The sequence below is a fragment of the Cellulomonas sp. ICMP 17802 genome, from assembly GCF_041295535.1.
GTDB lineage: Bacteria > Actinomycetota > Actinomycetes > Actinomycetales > Cellulomonadaceae > Cellulomonas.
Genome location: NZ_JBGFQZ010000011.1, coordinates 71,834 through 97,432, shown reverse-complemented (window position 1 = coordinate 97,432; position 25,599 = coordinate 71,834). Strand labels below are relative to the sequence as shown.

The 25,599-nt window shown below is 72.6% G+C and carries 23 protein-coding genes; 8 read left to right on the top strand and 15 right to left on the bottom strand.

Going from position 1 to position 25,599, the window contains the following annotated elements; genetic code table 11:
* Positions 1 to 41: 41 nt before the first annotated feature.
* The 4 genes from tal to pgl are packed head-to-tail and all read left to right on the top strand — an operon-like array spanning position 42 to position 5,081.
* On the top strand, positions 42 to 1,184 hold the full coding sequence (tal, locus tag AB5970_RS11080; protein WP_370503998.1) for a transaldolase: 1,143 nt from the start codon (positions 42 to 44) through the stop codon (positions 1,182 to 1,184).
* The gene (zwf, locus tag AB5970_RS11075; RefSeq protein ID WP_370503997.1) at positions 1,181 to 2,722 is read left to right on the top strand and encodes a glucose-6-phosphate dehydrogenase; all 1,542 of its coding nucleotides are present in this window, start codon (positions 1,181 to 1,183) and stop codon (positions 2,720 to 2,722) included. The genes tal and zwf overlap by 4 nt, the downstream gene beginning before the upstream one ends.
* Positions 2,719 to 3,636: a glucose-6-phosphate dehydrogenase assembly protein OpcA gene (locus AB5970_RS11070; protein WP_370503996.1), complete on the top strand. Its 918-nt coding sequence runs from the start codon at positions 2,719 to 2,721 to the stop codon at positions 3,634 to 3,636. Before zwf ends, AB5970_RS11070 begins: the two co-directional genes overlap by 4 nt.
* Entirely contained in the window at positions 3,633 to 5,081 is a 1,449-nt protein-coding gene (gene pgl, locus AB5970_RS11065) for a 6-phosphogluconolactonase (RefSeq protein WP_370503995.1), read from the top strand. Before AB5970_RS11070 ends, pgl begins: the two co-directional genes overlap by 4 nt.
* Positions 5,082 to 5,138: 57 nt before the next feature.
* Here the strand turns inward: pgl and AB5970_RS11060 are convergent, their stop codons facing one another.
* The 9 genes from AB5970_RS11060 to uvrC all read right to left on the bottom strand — a co-directional run bounded on the left by AB5970_RS11060 (position 5,139) and on the right by uvrC (position 14,197).
* Positions 5,139 to 5,486 (bottom strand): RNA polymerase-binding protein RbpA, encoded by a 348-nt coding sequence (locus tag AB5970_RS11060; protein ID WP_370503994.1) that lies wholly within the window; start codon positions 5,484 to 5,486, stop codon positions 5,139 to 5,141.
* Between the two features lie 11 nt (positions 5,487 to 5,497).
* Positions 5,498 to 5,740 carry a preprotein translocase subunit SecG gene (secG, locus tag AB5970_RS11055; RefSeq protein WP_370503993.1) on the bottom strand — a complete coding sequence of 81 codons (243 nt, stop codon included), beginning with the start codon at positions 5,738 to 5,740 and terminating at the stop codon, positions 5,498 to 5,500.
* Between the two features lie 155 nt (positions 5,741 to 5,895).
* On the bottom strand, positions 5,896 to 6,690 hold the full coding sequence (gene tpiA, locus AB5970_RS11050; protein ID WP_370503992.1) for a triose-phosphate isomerase: 795 nt from the start codon (positions 6,688 to 6,690) through the stop codon (positions 5,896 to 5,898).
* 3 nt (positions 6,691 to 6,693) lie between these two features.
* Positions 6,694 to 7,893, bottom strand: a complete 1,200-nt coding sequence (locus AB5970_RS11045) for a phosphoglycerate kinase (protein ID WP_370503991.1) — start codon at positions 7,891 to 7,893, stop codon at positions 6,694 to 6,696.
* A 116-nt stretch (positions 7,894 to 8,009) separates the two neighbouring features.
* Positions 8,010 to 9,014, bottom strand: coding sequence for a type I glyceraldehyde-3-phosphate dehydrogenase (gene gap, locus AB5970_RS11040; protein WP_370503990.1), 1,005 nt, complete (start codon positions 9,012 to 9,014; stop codon positions 8,010 to 8,012).
* A gap of 222 nt (positions 9,015 to 9,236) precedes the next feature.
* On the bottom strand, positions 9,237 to 10,217 hold the full coding sequence (gene whiA / locus AB5970_RS11035; protein WP_370503989.1) for a DNA-binding protein WhiA: 981 nt from the start codon (positions 10,215 to 10,217) through the stop codon (positions 9,237 to 9,239).
* Positions 10,218 to 10,266: 49 nt separating this feature from the next.
* Positions 10,267 to 11,244: a gluconeogenesis factor YvcK family protein gene (locus tag AB5970_RS11030; RefSeq protein WP_370503988.1), complete on the bottom strand. Its 978-nt coding sequence runs from the start codon at positions 11,242 to 11,244 to the stop codon at positions 10,267 to 10,269.
* A complete protein-coding gene (gene rapZ, locus AB5970_RS11025; protein ID WP_370503987.1) occupies positions 11,241 to 12,185 on the bottom strand; it encodes an RNase adapter RapZ in 945 nt (314 codons plus the stop codon). Before rapZ ends, AB5970_RS11030 begins: the two co-directional genes overlap by 4 nt.
* Positions 12,182 to 14,197 (bottom strand): excinuclease ABC subunit UvrC, encoded by a 2,016-nt coding sequence (gene uvrC, locus AB5970_RS11020; RefSeq protein ID WP_370503986.1) that lies wholly within the window; start codon positions 14,195 to 14,197, stop codon positions 12,182 to 12,184. Before uvrC ends, rapZ begins: the two co-directional genes overlap by 4 nt.
* 82 nt (positions 14,198 to 14,279) lie before the next feature.
* Between uvrC and AB5970_RS11015 the strand changes: the two genes are divergently transcribed.
* The gene (locus AB5970_RS11015; protein WP_370503985.1) at positions 14,280 to 14,786 is read left to right on the top strand and encodes an OsmC family protein; all 507 of its coding nucleotides are present in this window, start codon (positions 14,280 to 14,282) and stop codon (positions 14,784 to 14,786) included.
* A 12-nt stretch (positions 14,787 to 14,798) separates the two neighbouring features.
* Here AB5970_RS11015 and uvrA read toward each other — a convergent pair whose 3' ends face one another.
* A complete protein-coding gene (gene uvrA / locus AB5970_RS11010) occupies positions 14,799 to 17,687 on the bottom strand; it encodes an excinuclease ABC subunit UvrA (RefSeq protein ID WP_370503984.1) in 2,889 nt (962 codons plus the stop codon).
* A 105-nt stretch (positions 17,688 to 17,792) separates the two neighbouring features.
* Here uvrA and AB5970_RS11005 point away from each other — a divergent pair, with 105 nt between their 5' ends.
* Positions 17,793 to 19,616, top strand: coding sequence for a glycoside hydrolase family 15 protein (locus AB5970_RS11005; protein ID WP_370503983.1), 1,824 nt, complete (start codon positions 17,793 to 17,795; stop codon positions 19,614 to 19,616).
* Complete coding sequence (locus tag AB5970_RS11000) at positions 19,613 to 20,251, top strand: MBL fold metallo-hydrolase (RefSeq protein ID WP_370503982.1); 639 nt, start codon at positions 19,613 to 19,615, stop codon at positions 20,249 to 20,251. The genes AB5970_RS11005 and AB5970_RS11000 overlap by 4 nt, the downstream gene beginning before the upstream one ends.
* Before the next feature lie 3 nt (positions 20,252 to 20,254).
* On the opposite strand, the gene AB5970_RS10995 is transcribed toward AB5970_RS11000, so the two are convergent.
* Genes AB5970_RS10995 through AB5970_RS10985 form a run of 3 tightly spaced genes read right to left on the bottom strand, consistent with a single transcriptional unit; the run spans position 20,255 to position 23,656 of the window.
* Positions 20,255 to 21,943 (bottom strand): AMP-binding protein, encoded by a 1,689-nt coding sequence (locus AB5970_RS10995; protein ID WP_370503981.1) that lies wholly within the window; start codon positions 21,941 to 21,943, stop codon positions 20,255 to 20,257.
* Positions 21,944 to 21,972: 29 nt separating this feature from the next.
* Positions 21,973 to 22,491, bottom strand: coding sequence for a GNAT family N-acetyltransferase (locus AB5970_RS10990; RefSeq protein WP_370503980.1), 519 nt, complete (start codon positions 22,489 to 22,491; stop codon positions 21,973 to 21,975).
* A gap of 1 nt (position 22,492) precedes the next feature.
* Entirely contained in the window at positions 22,493 to 23,656 is a 1,164-nt protein-coding gene (locus tag AB5970_RS10985) for an acyl-CoA dehydrogenase family protein (protein ID WP_370503979.1), read from the bottom strand.
* Positions 23,657 to 23,693: 37 nt separating this feature from the next.
* On the opposite strand from AB5970_RS10985, the gene AB5970_RS10980 reads away from it, so the two are divergent.
* Positions 23,694 to 23,984: a YciI family protein gene (locus tag AB5970_RS10980; protein WP_370503978.1), complete on the top strand. Its 291-nt coding sequence runs from the start codon at positions 23,694 to 23,696 to the stop codon at positions 23,982 to 23,984.
* A gap of 45 nt (positions 23,985 to 24,029) precedes the next feature.
* On the opposite strand, the gene AB5970_RS10975 is transcribed toward AB5970_RS10980, so the two are convergent.
* Both AB5970_RS10975 and AB5970_RS10970 read right to left on the bottom strand, forming a co-directional pair.
* A complete protein-coding gene (locus AB5970_RS10975) occupies positions 24,030 to 24,458 on the bottom strand; it encodes a hypothetical protein (protein WP_370503977.1) in 429 nt (142 codons plus the stop codon).
* A 120-nt stretch (positions 24,459 to 24,578) separates the two neighbouring features.
* Complete coding sequence (locus tag AB5970_RS10970) at positions 24,579 to 25,595, bottom strand: TerC family protein (protein ID WP_370503976.1); 1,017 nt, start codon at positions 25,593 to 25,595, stop codon at positions 24,579 to 24,581.
* Between the last annotated feature and the right edge of the window lie 4 nt (positions 25,596 to 25,599).

Sequence of the window (25,599 nt, the reverse complement as noted above, 5' to 3'; positions counted from 1 at the left end):
GGGCACGACCGGGGCCGGCGTGCGGGAGAAGGGGATCGACCATGGCACCGAGCAGCACCCCCCTGGCACGGCTGGCGGAGGCCGGCGTCGCGATCTGGCTCGACGACCTCTCGCGCGAACGGCTGCGCACGGGGAACCTCGCCGAGCTCGTCGCCGACAGCGGCGTCGTCGGAGTGACCACCAACCCGTCGATCTTCGCGAGCGCGCTCGCCAAGGGCGACGCCTACGACGCGCAGCTCAAGGAGCTGGCCGCGGACGGCGCGGACGAGGACGCGGCGGTCTTCCGGATCACCACCGACGACGTGCGGCAGGCGGCCGACGTCCTGCGCCCGGTGTACGACGCGACCGACGGCGTCGACGGGCGGGTGTCCATCGAGGTGGACCCGCGCCTGGCCCGCGACACGGACGGCACGATCGCGTCCGCGAAGTCGCTGTGGGCGACGGTCGACCGGCCGAACGTCTTCATCAAGATCCCGGCCACGCTCGAGGGGCTGCCCGCCATCACGGCCGTCCTCGCCGAGGGCATCAGCGTCAACGTCACGCTGATCTTCGGGCTCGAGCGGTACCGCGCCGTGCTCGAGGCGTTCGAGGCGGGCCTCGAGCAGGCCCGGGCCAACGGGCACGACCTCGCGCCCATCGCGTCCGTGGCCTCGTTCTTCGTCTCCCGCGTGGACACCGAGATCGACCCCCGCCTCGACGCCCTGGGCAGCCCCGAGGCCGCCGCCCTGCGCGGCAAGGCCGCGATCGCCAACGCCCGGCTCGCCTACGGCGTCTACCTGGACGTCGTCGCGCAGGACCGCTGGAAGGCGCTGGCCGCCGCGGGAGCCCACCCGCAGCGCCCCCTGTGGGCGTCGACCGGCGTGAAGGACAAGGCCTACCCCGACACGCTCTACGTCGACGAGCTCGTGGTCGCCGGCGTCGTCAACACGATGCCCGAGGCCACGCTCAAGGCGGTCGCGGACCACGGCGGCGACGGCCACGACACGGTCACCGGCACCCAGGCGCAGGCGCAGGCCGTCATCGACGGGCTCGCCGCGGTCGGCGTCGACATCGACCAGGTCACCCAGCAGCTGGAGGAGGAAGGCGTGGAGAAGTTCACGACGAGCTGGGGGCAGCTGCTCACCACCGTCACCGACGGCCTCGCCGACGCCGCCAAGCAGAACGAGTCCGAGGCCGCCAGGTGAGCCCGAGCAAGGTGGCGGCGGGCAACAACCCGCTGCGCGACGCGCGTGACCGCCGCCTGCCGCGCATCGCCGGACCGTGCGGCCTGGTGATCTTCGGCGTCACGGGCGACCTCGCCCGCAAGAAGCTCATGCCCGCCGTGTACGACCTGACCAACCGCGGCCTGCTGCCCCCGGGCTTCGCGCTCACCGGCTTCGCGCGGCGCGACTGGGCGACGCAGGACTTCGCGCAGATCGTGCACGACTCAGTGAAGGAGCACGCCCGGACGCCGTTCCGCGAGGCCACGTGGCGTCAGCTGTCCGAGGGCATCCGGTTCGTGCAGGGCACGTTCGACGACGACGACGCGTTCGACCGCCTCCGCGACACGGTCGAGGAGCTCGACGAGTCGCGCGGCACGGGCGGCAACCACGCGTTCTACCTGTCGATCCCGCCCAGCTCGTTCCCGGTCGTCTGCAAGCAGCTGGCCCGCTCGGGGCTGTCGCAGCCGGCGGAGGGCACCTGGCGGCGCGTGGTCATCGAGAAGCCGTTCGGGCACGACCTCGCCAGCGCTCGGGAGCTCAACGACATCGTCTCGGACGTGTTCCACCCGGACGACATCTTCCGGATCGACCACTACCTGGGCAAGGAGACGGTCCAGAACCTGCTGGCCCTGCGCTTCGCCAACCAGCTGTTCGAGCCCATCTGGAACGCCAACTACGTCGACCACGTCCAGATCACCATGGCCGAGGACATCGGCATCGGCGGTCGAGCGGGGTACTACGACGGCATCGGGGCGGCCCGAGACGTCATCCAGAATCACCTCATGCAGCTGCTCGCGCTCACCGCGATGGAGGAGCCGGCGTCGTTCGAGGCCGAGGGCCTGCGCGCCGAGAAGATCAAGGTCCTCTCGGCCGTCAAGCTGCCGCGGGACATCGGCAAGCACACCTCGCGCGGGCAGTACGCGGCGGGCTGGCAGGGCGGCGAGAAGGTCGTCGGCTACCTGGAGGAGGAGGGCTTCAACCCGGAGTCCACCACCGAGACGTTCGCCGCGATCCGCGTCGACATCGACAACCGCCGCTGGGCCGGGGTGCCTTTCTACCTGCGCACCGGCAAGCGCCTGGGCCGCCGCGTCACGGAGATCGCCGTGGTGTTCAAGCGCGCGCCGCACCTGCCGTTCGAGTCGACCGCGACGGAGGAGCTGGGCAAGAACGCCCTGGTCATCCGCGTGCAGCCCGACGAGGGCGTGACGCTGCGGTTCGGCGCCAAGGTGCCGGGCACCGCGATGGAGGTCCGCGACGTCACCATGGACTTCGGGTACGGGCACGCGTTCACCGAGTCCTCCCCCGAGGCCTACGAGCGGCTCATCCTCGACGTCCTGCTGGGCGACCCGCCGCTGTTCCCGCGGCACGAGGAGGTCGAGCTGTCCTGGAAGGTGCTCGACCCGATCACGGCCTACTGGGCCAAGCAGGGCAAGCCCGACCAGTACCGGTCCGGCACGTGGGGACCGGAGTCGGCCGACAAGATGATGGCGCGCGACGGACGGACCTGGAGGCGGCCATGATCATCGAGATGCCGGACACGACCACCCGGGACATCAACAAGCGCCTGCTCAAGGAGCGCGACGAGGGCGGCGCGATCGCCCTGGGCCGCGTGCTCACGCTCATCATCCCCGTGGGCGACCACGACCCGGACGAGGCCATCGACGCCGCCAACGACGCCAGCCGCGAGCACCCGTGCCGCGTCATCGTCATCGCGAACGACACCAAGGACCGCGCCTCCAACCTGGACGCGCAGATCCGTCTCGGCGGCGACGCCGGCGCCAGCGAGGTGCTGGTGCTCCGGCCGTCCGGCCAGCTCGAGCGGCACCTCGACACCCTCGTGATCCCGCTGCTGCTGCCGGACGCGCCCATCGTCGCGTGGTGGCCGTACGAGATCCCCGACAACGTGGCCGAGCACCTGATCGGCCAGATGGCGGCCCGGCGCATCACGGACACCACGCAGGTCGCGCACCCGCTCACCGCGCTGCGCAAGCTCGCGGCGACCTACGTGGACGGCAACACCGACCTGGCGTGGACGCGCGCGACCCTCTGGCGCGGGCTCATCGCGGCGACGCTCGACCAGCCGCCCTACGAGCCGGTGCACAAGGCCGTCGTGGTCGGCGAGAGCACGCACCCGTCGGTCGACCTCATGGCCGCCTGGCTCGCGCAGTCGCTGCGCTGCCCGGTGGAGATCGAGCGCGTCAAGGACGCCCCCGCGATCACGCAGGTGCGGCTCGAGCGGTCCTCGGGCGACATCGTGCTGGACCGCCCCGACGGCAAGACGGCGGCCCTGCGGCAGCCCGACCAGCCCGAGCACCGGATCGCCCTGCCCATCCGCCAGCTGCGCGAGTGCCTGGCGGAGGAGCTGCGGCGGCTCGACGCCGACGAGGTCTACGGCGAGGTGCTGCAGAAGGGTCTCGCGAGGATCGACGCATGACCCGCGACGTCGTCGTGCACCCCGACGCCCGGGTGCTCGCCGAGTCCGTCGCCGCGCGCCTGCTCACCCACCTCGTGGACGTGCAGTCGCACCGCTCCCCGGTGCACGTCGTGCTCACGGGCGGCACGGTGGGCATCGCGTCCCTCGCGGCCGTCGCGGCCAGCCCCGTGCGGGACGCGGTCGACTGGGCCGGCGTGCACCTGTGGTGGGGCGACGAGCGGTTCCTGCCGGAGGGCGACCCGGACCGCAACGAGACGCAGGCGCGCGACGCGCTGATCGACGCGCTCGGCGAGGCCCTGCCGACCGAGAACGTGCACGCGATGCCGGGGCCGAGCGACGACGTGCCGACGCCCGAGGCGTCCGCCGACGCCTACGCGCAGACCTATGCGGCGGCCGGCTCGCCGGCCTTCGACGTGCTGCTGCTGGGCATGGGACCCGACGGCCACATCGCCTCCCTGTTCCCCGGGCACGACGCCCTCGGGGTCAGCGGGCGCCCCACGGTCGGCGTGCACGGCTCCCCCAAGCCGCCGCCGGAGCGGGTCTCGCTGACCTACGACGCCATCCACACGGCCCGCGAGGTGTGGGTGGTCGCGGCCGGCTCGGAGAAGGCCGCAGCGGTCGCCTCCGCGCTCCGGGGGGCGCCCGTGAGCACCACGCCCGCGGCCGGCGCGCTGGGCAGCGAGCGGACCCTCTGGCTGGTCGACATCGCCGCCACGGAGGGGCTGGGCACCCCGGCCGCCCTCTCGACCACGCCGGCGGCCTTCCCGCCCGCGGTCGCGACGCAGGCCGACCTCTGGACCCGGGTCGACCACTACTTCGACGCGCTCGTGCCCGAGGACGTCGCGCTGGTCGACACGCGGCACTCGGCGACCGCCGCGGGCCTGCCGGACATCGCGGTCGCGGCCAACCAGGGCAAGCTCCTGCACCTGATCGCGCAGGCGGCGGGCGCTCGTCGCATCCTCGAGATCGGCACGCTGGGCGGCTACAGCACCCTGTGGTTGGCCCGGGCCCTGCCGGCCGACGGCCGGCTGACCACGCTCGAGCTCGAGCCGGAGCACGCGCGCGTCGCCTCGGAGTCGCTGACCCGGGCCGGCGTCGACCAGCTGGTCGACGTGCTGGTCGGCCCCGCGGCCGACACGCTCGACACCCTGGCCGGCGACGGCACGGAGCCCTACGACCTCGTCTTCATCGACGCGGACAAGGAGTCGATCCCCCGCTACCTCGAGCAGACGCTCGCGCTCACGCGCCCGGGCTCGGTGGTGATCGTCGACAACGTGGTGCGCGGCGGTGCCGTGCTGGACGCCCAGCACCCCGACGAGCGCGTTCAGGGCGTGCGCGCGATGGTCGACCTGCTCACCGACCACCCTCGGTACGACGCCACCGTGATCCAGACGGTCGGCACCAAGGGGTACGACGGGTTCGCGCTGCTGCGCGTGCGCGACTGACCCCGGACACGACTGAGGGGCCCCCGACGCTGGGGGCCCCTCAGTCGTACGGTCTGCTCAGCCGCCGCGCTTCGCGCGCAGGGCGGCCAGTGCCTCGTCCAGGATCGCGGCGCCGTCCTCGTCGGACCGCCGCTCCTTCACGTAGGCCAGGTGGGTCTTGTACGGCTCGTTCTTGGACGGCGACGGAGGGTTCTCCTGGTCCTGCCCGGCGGGGAACCCGCAGCGAGGGCAGTCCCACGTCACCGGGGCGTCCAGAGCGGCCTCCTCGGCGAAGCTGGGGCGCGTCTCGTGGCCGTTGGCGCACCAGTACGACACCCAGATCCGCGGAGCGGTGTCCCCGCGCTCGGCCTCGCCCATCGGGCCGGCGCCGACTCGCGACCCCCTGATCGCACTCCCGCTCGCCATCGTCTACCGCCTCAGACCGTGCGCTCGAGGAGACCGAGCAGGATGATGATCGCCGTCCAGACGAGCGCCGTGCCGATCGTGATGCGGTTGAGGTTCCGCTCCGCCACGCCCGAGCTTCCGGCGCTGCTCGTGATGCCCCCGCCGAACATGTCCGACAGGCCACCGCCCTTGCCCTTGTGCAGCAGGACGAGCGGGATGAGCAGGAGGCTGGTCAGCACCAGCAGCACCTGGAGGGTGATACGAAGGCCAGTCACGTCGGAGTCAGTTCCTTACTGGGCGGGCACGTCGACGGCGGTGGAGCCTGCGACGCTGCGGTGGACCGCGGTACAGGGTAGGCGACGAGTGGGGCGATAAGCCACCACCGCGCCCAGGTGGGTCCCAGGAGCTCCCCGGGACCCACCTGCGTCGGCTAGAGACCGACGGCGTGCGACTGGTAGCGCGCGATCGCGGCGAACTCCTCGGGGTCCAGGCTCGCGCCGCCGACGAGCGCGCCGTCGACGTCGGGCTTGGCCATGATCGAGGCGACGTTCGACGACTTGACCGAGCCGCCGTACAGCACGCGGACCGCGTCGGCCGTCGCGGCGTCGTACAGCTCGCCGATGCGCGTCCGGATGGCCGCGGCCAGCTCCTGGGCGTCCTCCGGCGTCGCCGTCTCGCCGGTGCCGATGGCCCAGACGGGCTCGTAGGCGACGACCAGCGTGGCCACCTGCTCGGCCGTGAGGCCGGCCAGCGCGCCGTCCAGCTGAGCCAGCGTGTGCGGGACGTGCTCGCCGGCCTTGCGGACCTCGAGCACCTCGCCGACGCACAGGATCGGGACCAGGCCGGCGCCGAGCGCCGACTTCACCTTGGCGTTGATGAGCTCGTCCGACTCGTTGTGGTACTCGCGCCGCTCCGAGTGCCCGATCGCCACGTACGTGACGCCGAGCTTGGCCAGGAACAGCGGCGAGATCTCACCGGTGTACGCGCCCGACGCGTGCGCCGAGACGTCCTGGGCGCCGTAGACGAGCTCGAGCTTGTCGGCGTCGACCAGCGTCTGCACGCTGCGCAGGTCGGTGAACGGCGGGAGCACGCACACCTCGACCTTGGCGAAGTCGTGCCGGGCGTCCTTGAGCGTCCACGCGAGCTTCTGCACGGTGTGCGTGGCCTGGTGGTGGTCCAGGTTCATCTTCCAGTTGCCCGCCATCAGCGGGGTGCGAGTGGTCAACGCTCAGTCCTCCAGAACCGCGATGCCGGGGAGCGTCTTGCCCTCGAGGAGCTCGAGGCTCGCACCACCACCGGTCGAGATGTGTCCGAACCCGGCCTCGTCGAAGCCGAGCGTGCGCACGGCCGCGGCGGAGTCGCCACCGCCGACGATCGTGAAGCCGCCGTTCGTGCCCGCGTCGACTAGGGCCTGCGCGACCGCGCGCGTGCCGGCCGAGAACGCCTCGAACTCGAACACGCCCGCCGGGCCGTTCCAGACGACCGTCTTGGCGTCCACGATCTTGCTGGCGAACAGCTTGCTGGACTCGGGACCGATGTCCAGACCGATCTTGCCGTCCGGGATGGCGTCGGCCGCGACGACCTGCGCCGGGGAGTCGGCCTTGAACTCGTCGGCGACGACGATGTCCGTGGGCAGCACGATCTCGACGCCGGCCTCCTCGGCCTGCGCGAGGTAGCCCTTGACGGTCTCGATCTGGTCCTCCTCGAGGAGCGAGCCGCCCACCGAGTAGCCCTTGGCCGCGAGGAACGTGAAGAGCATGCCGCCGCCGATGAGCAGCCGGTCCGCCTTGGTCAGCAGGTTGGCGATGACGCCCAGCTTGTCCGACACCTTGGAGCCGCCCAGCACGACGACGTACGGCCGCGCCGGGTCGTCGGTCGCCTTGCGCAGCGACGCGACCTCCTTGAGGACGAGCTTGCCGACCGCGTGCGGCAGCACCAGCGCGACGTCGTAGACCGACGCCTGCTTGCGGTGCACGACGCCGAAGCCGTCGGACACGAACACATCGCCCAGCTGCGCCAGCTCGCCCGCCAGCTCGGCGCGCTCGGCGTCGACCTTGGACGTCTCGCGCGGGTCGAACCGGATGTTCTCGAGCAGGGCGATCTCGCCGTCCTGCAGCGCCGCGACGGTGGCCTGGGCGGACTCGCCGACGACGTCCGTCGCCAGCGCCACGGGCTGGCCGAGCAGCTCCGACAGCCGGTCCGCGACGGGCTTGAGCGAGTACTTGTCCTCCGGCGCGCCCTTCGGGCGGCCGAGGTGGGCCATCACGACGACGCGCGCACCGGCGGCGAGCAGCGCCTGGAGCGTCGGGAGGGCCGCGCGCACGCGGCCGTCGTCCGTGATGGTCGTGCCGTCGAGCGGCACGTTGAAGTCGGAGCGGACGAGCACGCGCTTCCCGCGCAGGTCGCCGAGGTCCTCGATGGTCTTCATGCGTCTACTTCCCTTGACTCGAGCAGGGCTGACACGGCAGCGTCCGCGTGCGCCGGGGCCACAGGGGCCGGGGCGCACGCGGACGCATGACCGTCACTACAGGTGCAGCGGGACCGTCAGAGACGCTCGCCGACGTACGTGGTGAGCGCGACGAGGCTGTTCGAGTAGCCCCACTCGTTGTCGTACCAGGCGATGATCTTGACCAGGTCGCCGCTCACCTTGGTGAGCTTCGAGTCGAAGATGCTCTGGTGCGGGTTCGTGACGATGTCGCTCGACACGATCTCGTCCTCGACGTACTCGAGGATGCCCTTGAGGGGGCCCTCCGCGGCGGCCTTGACCGCAGCGTTGACCTCCTCGACGGTGACCTCGCGCGAGGCCGTGAACGTCAGGTCCGTGGCCGAGCCGGTGATGACCGGGACGCGGAGCGCGAAGCCGTCGAGCTTGCCCTTGAGCTCCGGGAGCACGAGCGCCACGGCCTTGGCCGCACCGGTCGAGGTCGGGACGATGTTCTGCGCGGCGGCGCGGGCGCGACGCAGGTCCTTGTGGGGACCGTCCTGCAGGTTCTGGTCACCCGTGTAGGCGTGGATCGTGGTCATGAGGCCACGCTCGATGCCGATGGAGTCGTTGAGCGCCTTGGCCACCGGGGCGAGGCAGTTCGTGGTGCACGACGCGTTCGAGATGATGTGCTGCGTCGCGGCGTCGTACTGCTCGTGGTTCACGCCGACGACGAAGGTGCCGTCCTCGTTCTTCGCCGGGGCGGAGATGATGACCTTCTTGGCGCCGGCCTCGAGGTGCGCCTTCGCCTTGGTCGCGTCCGTGAAGAAGCCGGTGGACTCGATGACGATGTCCGCGCCCAGCTCCTTCCAGGGCAGGGCGGCGGGGTCGCGCTCGGCGAGCGCACGGATCTTCTTGCCGTCGACGATGATGTTCTCGTCGTCGAAGTCGACGCTCAGCGGGAACCGGCCCAGCACCGTGTCGTACTTGAGCAGGTGCGCGAGCGTCTTGTTGTCCGTGAGGTCGTTCACGCCGACGATCTCGATGTCGGCACCGGACGCGATGATCGCCCGGTAGAAGTTACGTCCGATACGACCGAAGCCGTTGATACCGACGCGGATGGTCACTTGCCCTCCTCGGCAGCGCCGACGAGGGGCCGGCGCACACATTTTGGTGATGGGGTCACGCACGCCGCTGTGCGCTCCGGACGCCGATGGTCAGGGGCTGCCAACGTGCCCAGCACATGACCGTCGTGTGACGTTCGGATGACACGACCCTATACCAGTGACCGGGCTCACGCGGTGACGAAGGTCCCTCGTGAGACGCCTCTGGAGGGGCGTTGACCAGCGTCAGAGATCGAGCAGGTCCGGGCTCAGGCCCGCCTCCGTGTCGGGGATGCCCAGCTCGGCCGCACGCTTGTCCGCGGTCGCCAGCAGGCGCCGGATCCGACCCGCCACGGCGTCCTTGGTGAGCGTCGGCACGGCGAGCTTGCCCAGCTCCTCCAGCGACGCCTCCTTGTGCGCGAGGCGCAGCTCGCCGGCCTCGCGCAGGTGCTCGGGGAGCTCGTCGCCGAGGATCTCGAACGCGCGCTCGACCCGGGCTCCCGCGGCCACCGCCGCGCGCGCCGACCGGCGCAGGTTCGCGTCGTCGAAGTTGGCCAGCCGGTTGGCGGTGCCCCGCACCTCGCGCCGGACGCGGCGCTCCTCCCAGACCAGCACGGTCTCGTGCGCCCCGAGCCGGGTGAGCATCGCGCTGATCGCGTCGCCGTCGCGGATGACCACGCGGTCGATGCCGCGCACCTCCCGCGCCTTGGCCGCGATGCCGAGCCGCCGCGCCGCGCCGACGAGCGCCAGCGCCGCCTCGGGGCCGGGGCACGTGACCTCGAGGGCCGACGAGCGACCGGGCTCGGTCAGGGACCCGTGCGCCAGGAACGCCCCGCGCCAGGCCGACTCGGCCTCCGCCACGCCGGCGGACACCACCTGCGGGGGCAGCCCGCGCACCGGACGCCCACGGTTGTCCAGCAGGCCCGTCTGGCGCGCCAGGGACTCGCCGTCCTTGACCACGCGGACCACGTACCGGCTCCCCCGGCGCAGGCCGCCGCCGGACACGACGATGATCTCGCTCTCGTGCCCGTACACCTCGGCGATCGCCTGCCGCAGACGACGGGCCGCGATGCCCGTGTCCAGCTCGGCCTCGATGACGATCCGACCCGAGATGATGTGCAACCCACCCGCGAACCTCAGGGTGGCCGAGACCTCGGCCTTCCGCGAGGACGTCTTGTCCACCTTCAGACGGGCGAGCTCGTCCTTCACCTGTGCCGTCAACGCCATGGCTGCATCCTGCCATTGCCGGACGCTCGCCTGGGACCGCTCTCGTCACCTACTCGGGTGGCTTCGCCCGCGTCCCGACGTCGCCGAGGAAGCCGTCCAGCACGTCCGAGTAGGCCCCGGCGAGCCGCAGCGGGTCGTGCCGCGCGGTGCCGTCGCCGCGGCTGACCTGCCGCAGGAGAAGGCGTGCGCCCAGGTCCGCGCTCCGGGCGGCCAGCGCCGCGACGTCCTCGACGGCCGACGGGTCCGCCACGACCGCGTCGATCCGCAGCTCCGGCGCGTGCACCCGCAGCACCTCGAGGTACTGGTCCGCGCTCATGCCCGCCGTCTCGCCCGATTCACCCGACGCGAGGTTGAGCGTGACGATCGTGCGGGCCCTCGTGCGGCCCAGCGCGTCCCGCAGCCCCGGCACCAGCAGGTGCGGCAGCACAGACGTGTACCAGGACCCCGGGCCGAGGACCACCCAGTCGGCGGCCTCCACGGCCGCGACGGCCTCCGGGCACGCCGGCGGGTCGGCCGGCTCGAGCCGCACCTGCGCGATGGTGCCCGTGGTGACCGCGACCGCGCTCTGCCCGACGACGCGCCGGCTCGCCCCGGAGGCGTCGACCACGTCCGCCTCGATCAGCAGCGGCACCGAGGCCATCGGCAGCACCCGGCCGCGCGCGCCCAGCAGCTTGCCCACCCAGTCGAGGCCCTCGACCGTGTCGCCCAGCAGCTCCCAGAGGGCGACGATCAGCAGGTTCCCCACGGCGTGCTGGTCCAGGTCGCCCGTCGAGCTGAACCGGTGCTGCAGCACGTCGCGCCAGGTCCGGCCCCAGTCGGAGTCGTCGCACAGCGCGGCGAGCGCCATCCGCAGGTCACCGGGCGGCAGCACGCCGAGCTCGTCGCGCAGCCGGCCCGAGGACCCGCCGTCGTCCGCGACGGTCACCACCGCGGTGATCCGGTCGGTCATGAGGCGCAGGGCCGACAGGGACGCCGACAGGCCGTGACCACCACCCAGTGCGACGACGGCCGGCGCGGCCGCCCTCATTCCTTGCCGAGGTCGCGGGCCGACACGGAGACGAGGTGCCCCCGCTCGCGCAACCTCGCAGCGATCGCCTCGCTGACGGCGACCGAGCGGTGCTTGCCGCCGGTGCAGCCGACCGCGATGGTCACGTACCGCTTCTCCTCGTTGAGGTACCCGGCCAGCACCGGCTCGAGCGCGTCGACGTACCGCTCGATGAACGTCACCGCGCCCGGCAGGCCGAGCACGTAGTCGCGCACGGGGGCATCCCGGCCCGTCAGGTGCCGCAGCTCGGTGATCCAGTACGGGTTGGCCAGGAAGCGCATGTCCACCACGTGGTCGGCGTCCAGCGGGAGCCCGTACTTGAAGCCGAACGACACGACCGAGATCCGCAGCACGTCCTCGGCGCCCGCGGCCACGACGGCCCGCACCTCGCGCGCGAGGTCGTGCACGTTGAGCTCGGAGGTGTCGATCACGGTGTCCGCGCGCTCGCGCAGGTCGGCCAGGATGGCGCGCTCCTCGGCGATCCCGTCGAGGATCCGACCCTGACCCTGCAGCGGGTGCGGGCGTCGGACCTGCTCGAAGCGCCGGACCAGCACCTCGTCCGAGGCGTCGAGGAACAGGATCCGGTACTCGACGCCCGACTCGCGCAGGCCCTGGAGCACCGGCGACAGGTCGCGGAAGAACTCGCGGCCGCGCACGTCGATCACGGCGGCGAGCCGCTGCGCGCCGGCGCCCGCGGGACCGCTGGTCAGCATGCCGACCAGGTGGGTGAGCATCTGGGCCGGGAGGTTGTCGATCACGTACCAGTCGAGGTCCTCGAGCACGGCGGCGGCACGCGTGCGGCCGGCTCCCGACATGCCGGTGATGATGAGGACCTGCGGCTGGCTCAGGTGGGGCGCCTCGGTGGCCGCCTCGAGGGCGGGGATCCCGGCGGGCACCGTGATCGGCGAAGGCTCGTCGCTCATGCGTCCAGCATGCCAGCCGACTCGGTCGCCGGAGCCGCCGCCACTCCCGGGGCGGCCAGCGCCGCGACCACGGCCGCCGCGGTGCGGTCCCCCATCCCCTGCACCGACGCGATCTCCTCGACCGACGCCGCGCGCAGCCGCTTGACCGAGCCGAAGTGGCGCAGCAGCGCCGCCTGGCGCGCGGGGCCCAGGCCGGGCACGCCGTCCAGCACCGAGGTCGTCATGCCCTTGCTGCGGCGCTTGCGGTGCGCCGTGATGGCGAACCGGTGCGCCTCGTCCCGCAGCCGCTGCAGCAGGTAGAGGCCCTCGGAGCTGCGCTGCAGGATCACCGGGTACTCCTCCCCCGGCAGCCAGACCTCCTCCAGCCGCTTGGCCAGCCCGCACAGCGCGACGTCGTCGATGCCGAGCTCGGCCATCGCCGCGGCGGCCGCGGCCACCTGCGGCGGACCGCCGTCGACCACGACGAGGTTGGGCGGGTACGCGAACCGCACCGGCTTGCCCGTCACCTCGTCGATGGGACCGGACCGCAGCGGCTGGTCGTCGTCGTCGTCGCCGGTGCCCAGCTCGACGTCGCGCGCGTCCGCCCGGTCGGCCAGGTAGCGGCGGAACCGCCGGGTGATGACCTCGTGCATCGCCGCCGTGTCGTCGCGCGCGCCCTGGCCCTCGGGGCCGCGGACCGTGAACAGCCGGTACTCGCTCTTGCGCGCCAGGCCGTCCTCGAACACCACCATGGACGCCGACTGGTACGTGCCCTGGTTGTGGGACACGTCGTAGCACTCGATCCGCAGCGGGGCCGACGGCAGGTCCAGCGCCTCCTGGATCTCCTGCAGGGCCTGGCTGCGGGTGGTGAGGTCCCCCGCGCGGCGCGTGCGGTGCAGGACCAGCGCGTGCTCGGCGTTGCGGTGCACCGTCTCGGCGAGCTCGCGCTTGTCGCCGCGCTGCGGCACCCGGACCGACACCCTGCTGCCGCGCAGGCCGGTGAGCCAGGCCTGCACCTGGTCGACGTCCGGGGGCAGCACGGGGACCAGCACCTCGCGCGGGACGGCCGACGAGCCCGGGTCGCCGTCACCCGACGCCTCGTTGCCGTAGATCTGCTGCAGCAGGTGCTCGACGAGCTCCGCGTCGGTGACGTCCTCGACCTTCTCGACGACCCAGCCGCGCTGGCCGCGGATACGCCCGTCGCGCACGTGGAAGACCTGGACCGCGGCCTCCAGCTCGTCGCCGGACAGCGCGAAGATGTCCGCGTCCGTGCCGTCGGCCAGGACCACCGCGTTCTTCTCGGTGGCCCGCTCCAGGGTCGCGATGTCGTCGCGCAGGCGGGCGGCCCGCTCGTAGTCCAGCTCGTTCGCCGCCTCCTTCATGCGCTGCGTCAGGCGGCGCGTGAACTTCGCGGTGTCGCCGGCCATGAAGTCGCAGAAGTCCTGGGCGAGCTGGTGGTGGTCGTCGGGCGAGATGCGGCCGACGCACGGCGCCGAGCACTTGTCGATGTACCCCAGCAGGCAGGGCCGGCCCTGCTGGTGGGCCCGCTTGAACACGCCCGCGGAGCACGTCCGGACCGGGAACACCCGCAGCAGCAGGTCGACCGTCTCCCGGATGGCCCACGCGTGCGCGTAGGGGCCGAAGTACCGCGTGCCCTTGCGCTTGGCCCCCCGCATGACCTGGATGCGCGGGAACTCGTCGGCCATGGTCACCGCGAGGTACGGGTACGACTTGTCGTCCCGGTACTTCACGTTGAACCGGGGGTCGAACTCCTTGATCCACGAGTACTCCAGCGCGAGCGCCTCGACCTCGGTGCCGACGACCGTCCACTGCACGGACGCGGCCGTGGTGACCATCTGCTGCGTGCGCTGGTGCAGGCCGGACAGGTCCTGGAAGTAGCTGGACAGCCGGGAACGCAGGCTCTTGGCCTTGCCGACGTAGATGACGCGGCCGTGCTCGTCGCGGAAGCGGTAGACGCCCGGCGAGTCCGGGATCTCCCCCGGGGCGGGACGGTACGTGGCGGGATCGGCCATGGGTTCGAGCCTAGTTCGCGCCACCGACGCCCAGGACCGCCGCAGCCGCCCGCGGGCGACCGGTCGCCGCTACCGTGGGGCGATGGGCCCCCTCCACACGTACTCCGTCGACATCACCTGGACCGGCGCCGGCGCCTCCGGGACGTCGAGCTACACCGCGTACAGCCGCGACCACGAGGTGCGGATCGGCTCGAAGCCCCCGCTGCTGGGCTCGTCGGACCCCGCCTTCCGCGGCGACCCCACCCGGTACAACCCGGAGGAGCTGCTGGTCAGCGCGCTCGCGCAGTGCCACATGCTGTGGTTCCTGCACCTCGCCGCGGCCGCCGGCGTGGTGGTGGTCGGGTACGAGGACCAGGCGATCGGCACCATGCGCATCGAGGCCGCGGGCCACGGGCAGTTCCGCGAGGTCGTCCTGCGTCCCCGCGTGACCGTGGCCCCCGGCGCGCACCTGCCCGACGGCGGCGCCGTCACCGACGCCGTGCTGGGCCGGATCCACCACCAGGCGCACGAGCACTGCTTCATCTCGCGCTCGGTGAACTTCCCCGTCCGGCACGAGCCGGTCCCGGTCCGGATGGCCGTCGCGACCTGACCTTCTCGGACGTCAGGCCGGGACCCGCTGCTTGACCACCCGGCGCTTGACCGGCTGCGCGACCGGCTCGAGCACCTCGGCGAGGAACCGGCCCGTGTGGCTCGCCTCGACCGAGGCCACGTGCTCCGGCGTGCCCTCGGCGATGACCAGGCCGCCGCCGCTGCCGCCCTCGGGGCCCATGTCGATGACCCAGTCGGCGTTCTTGATCACGTCGAGGTTGTGCTCGATGACGATGACGGAGTTGCCCTTGTCCACGAGGGACTGGAGCACCCCGAGCAGCTTGCGGATGTCCTCGAAGTGCAGACCCGTGGTGGGCTCGTCGAGCACGTAGATGGTCCGCCCGGTCGAGCGGCGCTGCAGCTCCGCCGCGAGCTTGACGCGCTGCGCCTCGCCGCCCGACAGGGTCGGGGCCGGCTGGCCGAGCCGCACGTAGCCGAGCCCGACGTCGACCAGGGTGCGCAGGTGCCGGGAGATCGCGGGCACGGCGGCGAAGAACTCCGCGGCCTCCTCGATCGGCATGTTGAGCACGTCGGCCACCGTCTTGCCCTTGAAGTGCACCTCGAGCGTCTCGCGGTTGTAGCGCGCGCCGTGGCAGACCTCGCACGGGACGTAGACGTCCGGCAGGAAGTTCATCTCGATCTTCAGCGTGCCGTCGCCCGAGCAGGCCTCGCAGCGCCCGCCCTTGACGTTGAACGAGAACCGACCGGGCGTGTAGCCGCGGACCTTGGCCTCGGTGGTCTCCGCGAACAGCCGGCGCACGTGGTCCCACACGCCCGTGTACGTCGCGGGGTTGGACCGCGGGGTGCGGCCGATCGGCCCCTGGTCCACGTGGACGACCTTGTCGAGGTGCTCGAGACCGGTCACGCGCTTGTGCCGCCCGGCGACCTGCCGGGCACCGTTGAGCTCGTTGGCCAGCACCGTGTAGAGGATGGCGTTGACCAGGGTGGACTTGCCCGAGCCCGAGACGCCCGTGACCGCGGTGAGCACGCCGAGCGGGAAGGACACGTCGATGCCCTGCAGGTTGTGCTCGCGCGCGCCGACCACCGTGAGCTCGCGCTTCTTGTCCGTGGGCCGCCGCACGTTCGGCATCGGGATGCTCCGGCGACCGGACAGGTAGGCACCCGTCACCGACTCCGCGGACGACAGCAGGCCGGCCAGGTCGCCCGAGTGGACGACCCGCCCGCCGTGCTCGCCGGCCCCGGGGCCGATGTCGACGATCCAGTCCGCCGTGCGGATGGTGTCCTCGTCGTGCTCGACGACGATCAGCGTGTTGCCCAGGTCACGCAGGCGGGTCAGCGTGTCGATCAGCCGGCGGTTGTCGCGCTGGTGCAGGCCGATGCTCGGCTCGTCGAGCACGTAGAGCACGCCGACCAGGCCGGAGCCGATCTGCGTCGCCAGCCGGATGCGCTGCGCCTCGCCGCCGGACAGCGTCGCCGCCGGGCGGGTCAGCGACAGGTAGTCGAGGCCGACGTCGAGCAGGAACCCGAGCCGCGCCTGGATCTCCTTGAGCACCTGCGTGGCGATCGCGCGCTCGCGCTCGCCCAGCTCGAGGGCGTCGAGGAAGCCCCGCGCCTCGCGGATGGGCAGGGCGCACACCTCGGCGATCGACTTGCCGCCCACGCGGACCGCGAGCACCTCGGGCTTGAGCCGCGCGCCCTCGCAGACCGGGCACGGGACCTCGCGCATGAAGGCCTCGTACTTCTCCTTGCTCCAGTCCGAGTCCGTCTCGTTGTGCCGGCGCTCGAGGAACGTGATGACGCCCTCAAAGCCCGTCGAGTACTGCCGCTCGCGGCCCCAGCGGTTCTTGTACCGGACCTTGACCTCGTGGTTCTGACCGTGCAGGACCGCGTCCTTGGCCCGCTGCGGCAGGGCGCGCCACGGCACCGACGTGGAGAAGCCCATGTCCGCGGCGAGCGCGCTGAGCACGCGGGCGAAGTACTCGCTGGAGATCTGCGACCACGGGGCGACCGCGCCGTCGTCGAGGGACAGGTCCTCGTCCGGGATGACCAGGTCGGGGTCCACCTCGAGCCGGGAGCCGATGCCGGTGCACTCCGGGCACGCACCGTACGGCGCGTTGAACGAGAAGGTCCGGGGCTCGATCTCGTCGAGAGCCAGCACGTGGTCGTTGGGGCAGGCGCGGTGCTCGGAGAACCGGCGCTCACGGTTGAGGTCGTCGATGTCCGCGTCGACCAGCTCGACCACCAGCAGGCCGCCGGCGAGGCCGAGCGCGGTCTCGACCGAGTCGGTCAGCCGGCGCTGCACGCCCTCGCGCGACACGAGGCGGTCGATGACCACCTCGATGTCGTGCTTGAGCTTCTTCTCGAGCGTGGGCGGGTCGGTCAGCTGCACGACCTCGCCGTCGACGCGGGCGCGCGCGAACCCCTTGCCCTGCAGCTCCTTGAACAGGTCCGCGTACTCGCCCTTGCGGCCGCGGACCACCGGCGCGAGCACCTGGTAGCGCGTGCCCTCGGGCAGCTCGAGCAGGCGGTCCACGATCTGCTGCGGCGTCTGGGCCGTCACGCGCTCGCCGCAGACCGGGCAGTACTGCGTCCCGGCGCGCGCGTACAGCAGGCGCAGGTAGTCGTAGACCTCGGTGATGGTGCCGACCGTCGAGCGCGGGTTGCGGTTGGTCGACTTCTGGTCGATCGACACCGCGGGCGAGAGGCCCTCGATGAAGTCGACGTCGGGCTTGTCCATCTGCCCGAGGAACTGGCGCGCGTACGCCGACAGCGACTCGACGTACCGGCGCTGCCCCTCCGCGAAGATCGTGTCGAACGCCAAGGACGACTTCCCCGACCCCGACAGCCCGGTGAAGACGATGAGCTTGTCGCGCGGCAGATCGAGGTCGACGTTCCGAAGGTTGTGCTCGCGGGCGCCCTGCACCACCAGTCGTTCGTTCACGGCGGGGAGTCTACGTGGCGCCACCGACAATCGCACATCTGTTCGACGTGAGCGAACGCACAGCCCGCCCGGCGTGCGACCGTCCCGCCGTGCGATGCTCGGCTCGTGGACAGACCCGACGCCGCCGTCGACCCCCCGCTGGTGCCGATCGAGGACTACGCCGTGCTCGGCGACGGGAAGACCGCCGCGCTCGTCTCGCGCCGCGGCTCGATCGACTGGATGTGCCTGCCCGCCTTCGACTCGGCCGCGTCGTTCGCGCGCCTGCTCGGCACCCCGGACAACGGCCGGTGGCTGCTCACGGTCCGCGACGCCACGGCCGTGACGCGCCGGTACCTGGACGACTCGTTCGTCCTGGAGACCACCTACGTGACCGCGACGGGCACGGCCGTGGCGCAGGAGACGATGCCGCTGGGCGACGGTCGCTCCGACCTGGTGCGGCGCCTGGTGTGCACGGACGGCTCGGTCGAGGTCGAGCACGAGTGGGTCGTGCGGTTCGGGTACGGCCGGGTCGAGCCGTGGGTGCACCGCCTCACGGACGCCGCGGGCGACGACGCGATCCGGGCGATCGCGGGGCCCGACTCGCTGGTGCTGCGCGGCGACCGGCTGCCCTCGCCGGACGGCAGGCGGCACGCGGACCGCTTCACGCTGCACGCGGGCGAGTCGGTCGAGCTGGCGCTCACGTGGACGCGCTCCTGGGACCCGGTCCCGCCCCGCCTGACCATCGAGGACCGCCTGGACGTCACGCGCATCGAGTGGGGGCTGTGGGCGCGCAGCTGCGCGTACGACGGCTCGTACCGCGCGGCCGTCGTGCGCTCGCTGCTCGTGCTGCGCCTGCTCACGGACTCCGAGACGGGCGGCATCGTCGCCGCCGCCACGACGTCGCTGCCCGAGGACTTCGGGGGTGAGCGCAACTGGGACTACCGCTTCAGCTGGCTGCGCGACGCCGCCATGACCCTCGAGGCGCTGCTGGAGCACGGGTACTCGGACGAGGCGACGCAGTGGCGCGACTGGCTGCTGCGGGCGGTCGCCGGGAACCCCGCGGACCTGCAGATCATGTACCGGGTGGACGGCGGCCGAGACCTGCCCGAGCGCGAGCTCGACCACCTCGCCGGCTACGCGGGCTCGCGTCCGGTCCGGGTGGGCAACGCCGCGGTCGGCCAGGTGCAGAACGACGTCCTCGGCGAGGTCATGTGCGCGCTCGAGATGGCGCGCGACGCGGGGCTCGAGGAGACCGCCGACACGTGGTCCCTGCAGCGGCGCCTCGTCGACCACCTGCTGACCCGGTGGCGGGAGCCCGACCGCGGGATCTGGGAGGTGCGCGGCGACCCGCGGCACTTCACGCACTCGAAGGTCATGTCCTGGGCGGCGGTCGACCGCGCGGTCCGGGCCGTCGAGAAGCACGGCTTCGACGCACCGCTCGACCGGTGGCGCGACGAGCGCGACGCCATCCACGCGGACGTCCTGGCGCACGCGTGGGACGCCGAGCGGGGGACGTTCGTGCAGTCCTACGGCGCCGCGCACACCGATGCCGCCCTGCTGCAGATGACGCAGGTCGGCTTCCTGCCGGCGGACGACCCGCGGATCGTCGCGACCCTCGCCACGATCCGCGCCGAGCTGGAGGTCTCCCCCGGGCTGCTGCGCCGCTACCGCACGGAGCACACCGACGACGGCGTCGCCGGCGACGAGCACGCGTTCCTGGCCTGCTCCTTCTGGCTGGCCGACGCCCTCGCGCGCGCGGACGAGGTGGACGCGTCGACCAAGGTGCTCGACATCCTGGTCGGGCTGGCCAACGACGTCGGCCTGCTGGCGGAGCAGTACGACCCCGTCGGCCGGCGGATGGCGGGCAACCTGCCGCAGGCGCTCTCCCACCTGGCCCTCGTGCGTGCGGTGCACAGCCACGACCTGGCGCTCGAGAGGGCCCGCCGATGACGGAGACGCAGGTCCTCGACGAGCTCGAGATCCGCCAGGTCGCCGTGGGCCCGATGGACAACAACGCCTACCTGCTGACGTGCCGCGCCGACGGGTCGCAGCTGCTGGTCGACGCCGCTGACGACCCGGACCGGCTGCTCGCCCTCGTCCAGGAGGGCACGGGTCGCCTCGACGCGGTCGTCACGACCCACCGGCACCCCGACCACCTCCGCGCGCTGGCCTCGGTGGTCGCCGTCACCGGGGCGACCGCGGCCGCGGGCGCCGACGACGCCGAGGCGATCACGGAGGCGACCGACATCCGGATCCGGCGGCGCCTGCACGACGGGGACAGGCTCGCGCTCGGTGAGCTCGTGCTGGACGTCATCGGCCTGCGCGGGCACACCCCCGGGTCCGTCGCGCTCGCCTACACGGAGCCCGGCGGCCGGGTGCACCTGTTCACCGGCGACTCGCTGTTCCCCGGGGGCGTCGGCGCCACGCAGAGCCCCGAGGCGTTCACCCGGCTGTTCGACGACGTCTCGGCCCGGCTGTTCGACCGGTTCGGCGACGACACCCGCGTGTACCCGGGCCACGGCCGCGGCACGACCCTCGGCGCCGAGCGCCCGCACCTGGCCGAGTGGCGTGCCCGGGGCTGGTGAGGGTCAGCCCTCGAGCACCGACTCGCGCACCACGCGGCGCAGCACCTTGCCCACCTGCGACCGGGGCAGGTCCTCGAGCACGACGAGCCGGCGCGGCAGCGCGTACCGGGCCAGGTGCCGCTCGCCCCACGCGCGCACGGCCTCGAGGTCGATCCCCCGGGCGCCCGGCTCCAGCACCACCGCGGCGACCACCGTCTCGCCCAGGTCGCCCCCGGGGACGCCCACGACGGCCACGTCGGCCACGCCGGGCATGCCGCGCAGGTGGTCCTCCACCTGCGAGGGGTACACCTTGAACCCGCCGCTGACGATGACCTCCTTGATGCGGTCGACGAGCTCCACCCAGCCCGTCCCGTCGACCGTGACGATGTCTCCGGTGCGCAGCCAGCCGTCCTCGAGCAGCTGCTCCGCGGTCTCGTCCGGCCGCTGCCAGTACCCCGCGAACACCTGCGGCCCCCGGATCAGCAGCTCGCCGCGCTCGCCCGGCTCGACGTCGCGCGTGACGTCCGCCGGGTCGACCACGCGGATGCTCGTGCTGGGGAACGGCAGGCCGAGGGTGCCGGGCCGGCGGGCGTCGGTGAGCGGGTTGCCCAGCGCGACAGGCGACGTCTCCGTCATGCCATAGCCCTCGATGACCAGCCCCCCGGTGACGTCCTCCCACGCCTGGGCGGTCGCCGACGGCAGCGCCATCGCGCCGGAGATCGCGTACCGGAACGAGCGCAGGTCCGCCCCGGACGCGCGCGCCGCCGCTGCCAGCCGGTCGAGCATCGGCGGGACCGCCGGCAGGAAGGTGCCCGGCAGGCGCTTCTGCGTCGCGAGCACCCGGGCCGGGTCGAACGACGGGAAGGCCACGAGCGTGGCGCCCACCCGCATCGCGTAGCTGAGGCACAGGGTCAGCCCGAACGCGTGGAAGAACGGGAGCACGCCGTAGACCACCTCGGCCCCGGGCGTCGCGCCGGTCCACGCCTGCCCCTGGACCGCGTTCGCGACGAGGTTGCGGTGCGTGAGCATCGCGCCCTTCGGCGTCCCCGTGGTGCCCCCGGTGTACTGCAGGAGCGCGACGTCGGACGAGGAGGGCGCGAGATGGTCCGCCGCGAGCGGCGTTGCGCGGGCGACGAGCCGGTGCCACATCGGGAACGCGGGCGGCACCTTCCCGCACATCGCCGCGCGCGCCTTCCGCGCGCTGGGCAGCGGCAGGCGCAGCGCCAGCCGGGTGCCCCGGGGCAGGTCGGCCGCGAGGTCGACGGCGACGACCGCCTTGAGCGCGGTGCGCGGCAGCGACTCCAGGACGCGCGGCACGGCCTTCTCCCACACCAGCGCCACGACCGCACCCGAGTCCGCCAGCTGGTGGGCGAGCTCCCCGGCGCTGTAGGTCGGGTTGTGCTCGACGACGACCGCGCCGATCCGCAGCGCCGCGTAGAACGCGACCACGTGCCCGGTGCAGTTGGGCATCACCAGCGCCACGCGGTCGCCGGGACGCACCCCGAGGTCGAGCAGCACCTGCGCGCCGCGGGCGACGGCGTCGGCCAGCTCGCTGTACGTCGTCGCCGCACCGAGGAAGTCCACGGCCGTGCGGTCGGGCCACCGCTGCGCGGCGCGGTCCAGCGCCGCGGAGAGCGGCTCGTCGGGGATCTCCACCTCCCGCGGCGCGCCTGTGGAGGCGGCGGACGGACGGTCTGGTCCCACGGTGGTCATGCTCCGATCGTAACCTACGCTTGCGTAAGTTACTTGTGAGTAGGTTGTGCGTCGCGTGCCAGGGACCACCGCGTGACCGTGACCCCGTCCGGCTCCACCTCGAGCCCGCCGCGGGCGAAGCCGGCGCGCTCCAGCACCCGTTCGCTCGCCGTGTTGTCCACCATGGTCAGCGCGTGCACGGGGGCCGACCCGTGCTCGAGCGCCCAGGCCGCGACCGCCCGCACCGCCTCCGTCGCCAGCCCCTGCCCACGCCCCAGCGGCAGGAACGCGTAGTAGACGTACGGACCGTCGACGCGCAGGGCCACCCCGATCGTGCCGAGCGCGGTGCCGTCCCGCTCGACGACGAAGCGACCGCCCCGGCCGTCGGCCCGGAGCGCGAGGCTGCGGGCCACCCGCTGGCGCGCCTCGGCGACGCCCACCTCGGCCGGGTAGTACGTCCACCGCGGCACGTCCGCCACCCGGGACAGGGCGTGGTCGAGCGCCCAGTCGTCCTCGCGCAGCGCCCGCACGCGCACACGGGTCAGGTCCAGGACGTCGGGCAGCTCCACGTCAGGCCTCCGGAGGTCCCAGCACCGACGTGGCGACCGTCGCGTGGGCGGACTCGTCGTCGGACGGGTGGAACATGCCGGCGAGGACGTCCCGGTACAGCCGCCCGAGCTCGTTCCCGCTGAAGTACGACCCGCCGCCGGACACGCGGATCGCGTCGTCCACCACGACCCGGGCCGACTCCGTCGCGCGGACCTTGAGCCCGACCAGCTGCGCGAACCAGCGGCTCCCGTGGTCCACCTGCTCGTCGACGTCCCGGGCGAGCGCGAACACCTGCAGCTCGGCGCCGTCCTGCGCGAGCACGGCGTCGGCGATCCGCCAGCGGATGTCGGGGTCCTGGGCGTACGAGCGGCCGTCGTACTTCATCGACGTCCGGCGCTGCGCCGCCGCGACGCCCAGCTCGATCGCCCGGCGGCCGATGCCGGTGTAGACCGCGCCCAGCAGGATCTCGAAGACCGCGAACAGCGCGAACACGAACGGGTCGGCGCTCGGACCGGGGGGCAACGAGCGGTACACCCGGTCCGCCGGCGCCAGCGCGCCGTCGAGCACGGTCGTCGCCGACTGCGTCGCGCGCATGCCGAGCGTGTCCCAGTCGTCGCGGGTCTCGATCCCGCCGTCGGCACGCGACACCACGCCGTGCACCAGGCGCGGGTCGTCCGGGTCGGAGTCGTCGAGACCGAACGTGGCCAGCCGGGTCCACACCGGGGCCAGCGAGGTGAAGATCTTGGTGCCCGTGTACCGATAGGCGCCGTCGGGCTGACGCTCCGCGCGGGTGCGCGAGCCGAACATGACCAGGTCGTTGCCGGCCTCGGAGTTGCCGAACGCGAAGATCTCCCCCGCCGCGGCGTCGCGCAGCACGAACTCCACCGAGTCGTCCCCGCGGCCCACCAGCAGGGCGGCCAGCCCGGTGACCACCAGGTGCATGTTGACGGCGAGGGCGGTGGCCGGCGCGGCGGCGGCCAGCCGGGCCTGCTCGCGCGCGACCTCCTCGAGCGTCAGACCCGCCCCGCCCAGCGACTCGGGCACGAAGGCCGCCAGGTAGCCGGCGGCGACGAGCTCCGCCAGGTCGTCGTGCGGGAACGTGTTCTCCCGGTCGTGGACCGGTGCGCGCTCGTGGATCCGGTCGAGCAGGTCGGCGGTGAGCAGCGTGCGCAGCGTGCGGGCCATGTCAGCACTCTGCCACCGGCTCGGGCAGGATGACGCCGTGCCCATCTATGCCGTCCGCTACACCTACGACGAGCGCGCGGACGTGCGCGACCGGTTCCGTGCCGAGCACCGCGCCTACCTGTCCGGCCTGGCCGAGAGCGGGACCCTGCTGGTCTCGGGCCCGTACGCCGACGGCGACCCGGGCGCGCTCCTCGTCTTCCGGGCCGACGACCGGGCGTCCGTCGACGCCGTGCTCGCGGCCGACCCGTTCGCGCGCGAGGGGCTCGTCGCCGACGCCGACGTGCGCGCCTGGGAGCTCGTGCTCGGCCCGTGGGCCGCCGACGCCTGACGGCCTCAACTGCCGGCGCGCTCGGCGCGGCCGGCGTCGGGTTGGTCAGTCCAGAACGTCGAAGGTTGCCGGGGCGAGCACCCACGCGCGGAACAGCTCTTCGTCCTGTTCGGGCAGCGGCAACTGGGTGTCGCACCGCCACAGCACCTGTCCGTGACCGCAGACGCGCGGGCCCTCGTACATCGGCAGCTCGTCACCGATGTTGACACGGCCCCACTCGGACACCATCCATGGGTAGGGCGGCACGATCACGACATGCACCTGGTCGCCTGGCTCGACCTTCTCCCTCGAGAACGCGAGGACGGGTGCGCCGGTCTGCTCTGGCGCCGACATGTGCGGCAGCCCCCAGTTCGGCCGGTACGTGAACTTCTCGCCCCGACCAGCGCCGCCGCTGATCGCTGTCTGCCGCCCACCCTGCTCGGTCGTAGCCAGCCGGAGGAGCATGCCGAACGCGTAGGTCACGTCTCCTGCCACGCCGGCGATCGTAACTCCTGACCTGCACCGCTCATCGGTCAGGTCGCTGGCGTACGTCATGCCCGGCGCGGTGCCGCGTCTTCGATCCACGGCGGTCGCACCCGCATGGATGGCACCCGGTCAGTCCTGCGGCGCCTCGTCGGCCACCGGTGCCGGCTCCTCGATGCGCTCGAAGCGGACCTTGAGCAGGCTCGCCACGGCGGTGACCGTGAGGATCGCCACGATCGTCACCAGCGAGAGCCAGATCGGGATGTCCGGCGCCCACGCCACGGGCTCGCCGCCGTTGATGAACGGCACCTCGTTCTCGTGCAGCGCGTGGAGCACGAGCTTGACGCCGATGAAGCCCAGCAGGACCGCGAGCCCGATGTTCAGGTAGACCAGGCGCTTGAGCAGGTCGCCCAGCAGGAAGTACAGCTGGCGCAGCCCCATGAGCGCGAACAGGTTGGCCATGAGCACCAGGTACGGCTCGCTGGTCAGGCCGAAGATCGCCGGGATCGAGTCGAACGCGAACAGCAGGTCCGTGGCGCCGAGGGCCACGAGCACGACGAACATCGGCGTCATGAGCCGGCGGCCGCCCTGGACCACCGTGAGCTTCACGCCGTGGTACTCCGGCGTGGCCGGGAAGACCCGCTGCACGATCCGCAGCAGGAGCGGCGGGTGGAACTCGTCGTCGTCGCCGGCCTCGCCCTCGCGCCCGACCTTCCAGGCCGTGTAGACGAGGAACGCGCCGAACAGGTAGAAGATCCAGCTGAACGCGTCGATGACCGCGGCGCCCGCCCAGATGAAGATCCCGCGGAGCACGAGCGCCAGGATGATGCCGATCAGCAAGGCGGTCTGCTGGTAGGCCCGCGGCACCGCGAACTTGCCCATGATCAGCAGGAACACGAACAGGTTGTCCACCGACAGCGAGTACTCGGTGAGCCAGCCGGCGTAGAACTGGCCCGCGTACTCGGCCCCCCAGTGCGCCCACACCCAGAGCCCGAACGCGACCGCGAGGCCCAGGTAGAACGCGAGGTAGCGCAGGCACTCGGCCCGCGTCGGCACGTGCGGCCGCCGGCCGACGACGGCGACGTCGACCACCAGCAGCGCGCCGGCCAGGCCGAGCGAGACGATCCAGACGAGGGAGTCGACGTGCACGAGG